We start from the raw sequence: 3,105 nt of genomic DNA on the forward strand, positions 1-3,105 counted from the left end.
GTGCCGGCTGCGGAGGCGGGGCCGGTCGGGGCGGTACGAGCGGCACCGGACCGGTGGCGTTGAGGATCGCGGTCATCTCAGGTTCCTCCGATCGGGAGTCGGAAACGGCCCCCGACTTCGTTGGTAACAGCGCCGACGGTGGACGCGGCAGGGCCGAAGGCCGACCCCCGGCGGGCCGCAGGTCCCGACCCGGGTGCGTATCGTCGAGGCGGTGATCGACGACCTGCGGCTGCGTCCGGTCGGTGAGGACGACCTGCCGGAGTTCTACGCCCACCAACTTGACCCCGAGGCCAACCGGATGGCGGCCTTCGGCCCGCCGGACCCGACCGACCGGCGGGCGTTCGCCGCGCACTGGGTGCGCATCCTGACCGACCCGGAGATCGTGGCCCGCACGGTGACCGTCGACGGCGAGGTGATCGGGCACGTGCTCGCGTTCCCCGCCGACGGCCGCACCGAGGTCAGCTACTGGATCGACCGGCCGCGGTGGGGCCGCGGGTACGCCACCCGCGCGCTCGGCGCGCTGCTGCGCGAGATCACCCGCCGGCCGCTGTACGCGCGGGCGGCGGTCGACAACCTCGCCTCGCTGGCCGTGCTGCGCCGGTGCGGGTTCGTCGTGTCCGGCACCGACCGGGCGTACGCCCCGGCCCGCGGCCACGAGGTCGACGAGTACCTCCTGGAACTTGCGGGGTGACCCAGCCGACGGGTGCCCGGTTGGCTCCCTGACCAGGGCGGCGACTACTCTCGCCGGGTGAATTGGCTGGAACTCGTCGGCTGGGCCGGCTCGGCGCTGCTGGTCTGGTCGCTGCTGCAGACGCGGATCCTGCGGCTGCGCGCCCTGAACCTGGTCGGCTGTCTCATTCTGATCGGCTACAACACCGCCATCGAGGTCTGGCCCATGGTGGGGCTGAACGTCGTCCTGGCCGTGATCAACATCTGGTACCTGCGCCGGCTGCTCGCCACCCGCCACGACGAGCAGACCTACCAGGTGGTCGAGGTGGGCGCCGACGACGCGTTCCTGGCCCACACGCTGCGGGTGCACGCCGCCGACATCGCCAAGTTCAACCCCGGCTTCCACCCCGCGCGGGCGGCCGGCCGCTCGGCCTTCGTCGTGGTACGTGCCGACGAGGTCGTCGGCGTGGTCCTGGCCCGGGACACCGGTGACGGGGTGGCCCACGTCGATCTCGACTACGTCACCCCGCCGTTTCGTGACTTCACCCCCGGCGAGTTCGTCTACCGGCGCAGCAGCCTGTTCACCGACCGCGGGTTCCGGCGGGTGGTCAGCCCGCCGGGCATGATCGCCCCCTACTACCACCGACTCGGGTTCCGCCGCGAGGGGGAGTCGTACGTGCTGGACCTGCCCACCCCGACGGCTCCGCGCGCCTGACCGCCCGCGCCCGCCGCGCGGCTGGTGCCAGCCACCCACCCGCGACGGCCTCGGGCGATGATTCGGGGCCGGGGCGAGTGGGCATAGGCACCGCTACGTCGGCGGGGCCTCCGCCGGCGGCGCCACCGGGCGTGGTCCAGCGAGGGAGCCGGGCGTGCACAGCTACTGGGGTCAGCTTGCCCTGGTCGGAGTCCTGATCGTCGTCAACGCCATCTTCGCCGGCAGCGAACTGGCGTTGGTGTCGCTGCGGGACAGCCAGATCCAGCGGCTTGAGCGCACCGGCCGGGCCGGGCAGGTGCTGGCCCGGCTGGCCCGGGACCCCAACCGGTTCCTGGCCACCATCCAGATCGGCATCACCCTGGCCGGCTTCCTCGCCTCGGCGGCCGCCGCGGTGTCCCTGGCCCGGCCGCTGGTGCCGCTGCTGGACGTGTTCGGTCGGGCCGCCGAACCGGTGGCCGTCGTGCTGGTCACCCTGGCGCTCACCTTCGTCACCCTGGTCTTCGGCGAGTTGGCCCCGAAGCGGATCGCGATGCAGGTGCCGGAGCGGTGGGCGCTGCTCGTCGCCCGCCCGCTGGACCTGCTCGCCGCGCTCACCCGGCCGGCGGTCTGGACGCTGGGCGCCACCAGTGACCTGGTGGTGCGGCTGTTCGGCCTGAACCCGAAACCGGAGCGGGACGAGATCAGCCCGGACGAGCTGCGTGACATCGTCGCCGGCCACAACGGCTTCACCGTGGAGCAGCAGACCATCATCGCCGGCGCGGTGGAGATCGCCGACCGGAAGTTGCGGGCGGTGCTGGTGCCCCGGCTGCGGGTGTTCTGCCTGGACAGCGGCACCACCGCCGAGGCCGCCAGGCTCGTGCTGGCCGCCTCGGGACACTCCCGCGCGCCGGTCGTCCGCCACGGTGGGCTAGACGAGGCGGTCGGCGTGATCCACCTGCGGGACCTGGTCGGCGTGCGGGACGACCGGCCGGTCGACGAGTACGCCCGCCCGCCGATGCTGCTGCCAGACTCGGTGCCGGTGGTCGACGCGCTGCGCCAGTTCAAAGCCGAACGTCAGCACATGGCCCTGGTGGTGGACGAGCGCGGCGCCGTCGACGGCATCGTCACCCTGGAGGACATCCTGGAGGAGATCGTCGGGGAGATCTACGACGAGACCGACCGGGACGTACGTGAGGTGCGTACCGAGCCGGACGGGGCGCTGCTGCTGCCCGGCACCTTCCCGGTGCACGACCTGCCGGACATCGACGTGGAACTGCCGGGGCGCCCGGACGGCGACTACACCACCGTCGCCGGCCTGGTGTTGGCCGGCCTCGGCCGGATTCCCACGCCCGGCGAGCACATCGCCGTGGACGGCTGGCGGCTGGAGGTCACCCACGTCGACGACCGGGCCATCACCGGCCTCCGGCTGCGCCGCCCCGCCGCCGCACCCACCGAGGACGCGGCGCACGAGGTGCGGCACGACGACCCGTAGCCGGCGGCGGCGGTCGACGCGGGGACCGTCCTGGACCGCACGCGCGGCTGACCCAGGCCGGGTGTCACCGGCAGGTGGGCCCGAGCCCGAGGCGACTCCTCATGAAGGGCAGCTCCCGTGGGAGCTGCAGCGCTTCGGTCTGTAGCAGGCCGGGCAGCATGCTGGTCTACCAGCCTGCTGCGGTACGTGGCCGGTGCGCTTACCCAGCGGTTCACCCCGAAAGAGATTCGGATCATGGCGGTGGACTTCC

At 73.0% G+C, this 3,105-nt stretch carries 3 protein-coding genes; all 3 read left to right on the forward strand.

What is annotated here, in order from left to right:
* The first annotated feature begins 211 nt into the window (after positions 1 to 211).
* The 3 genes from AB0M52_RS32685 to AB0M52_RS32695 all read left to right on the forward strand — a co-directional run bounded on the left by AB0M52_RS32685 (position 212) and on the right by AB0M52_RS32695 (position 2,855).
* Entirely contained in the window at positions 212 to 691 is a 480-nt protein-coding gene (locus AB0M52_RS32685) for a GNAT family N-acetyltransferase (protein ID WP_363961664.1), read from the forward strand.
* 57 nt (positions 692 to 748) lie between these two features.
* Positions 749 to 1,384 (forward strand): hypothetical protein, encoded by a 636-nt coding sequence (locus AB0M52_RS32690; RefSeq protein WP_363961660.1) that lies wholly within the window; start codon positions 749 to 751, stop codon positions 1,382 to 1,384.
* Between the two features lie 154 nt (positions 1,385 to 1,538).
* A complete protein-coding gene (locus tag AB0M52_RS32695; protein WP_363961662.1) occupies positions 1,539 to 2,855 on the forward strand; it encodes a hemolysin family protein in 1,317 nt (438 codons plus the stop codon).
* Positions 2,856 to 3,105 lie beyond the last annotated feature (250 nt).

Source organism: Micromonospora sp. NPDC051296 (assembly GCF_040682255.1).
In the GTDB taxonomy this organism is placed as follows: domain Bacteria; phylum Actinomycetota; class Actinomycetes; order Mycobacteriales; family Micromonosporaceae; genus Micromonospora; species Micromonospora craterilacus.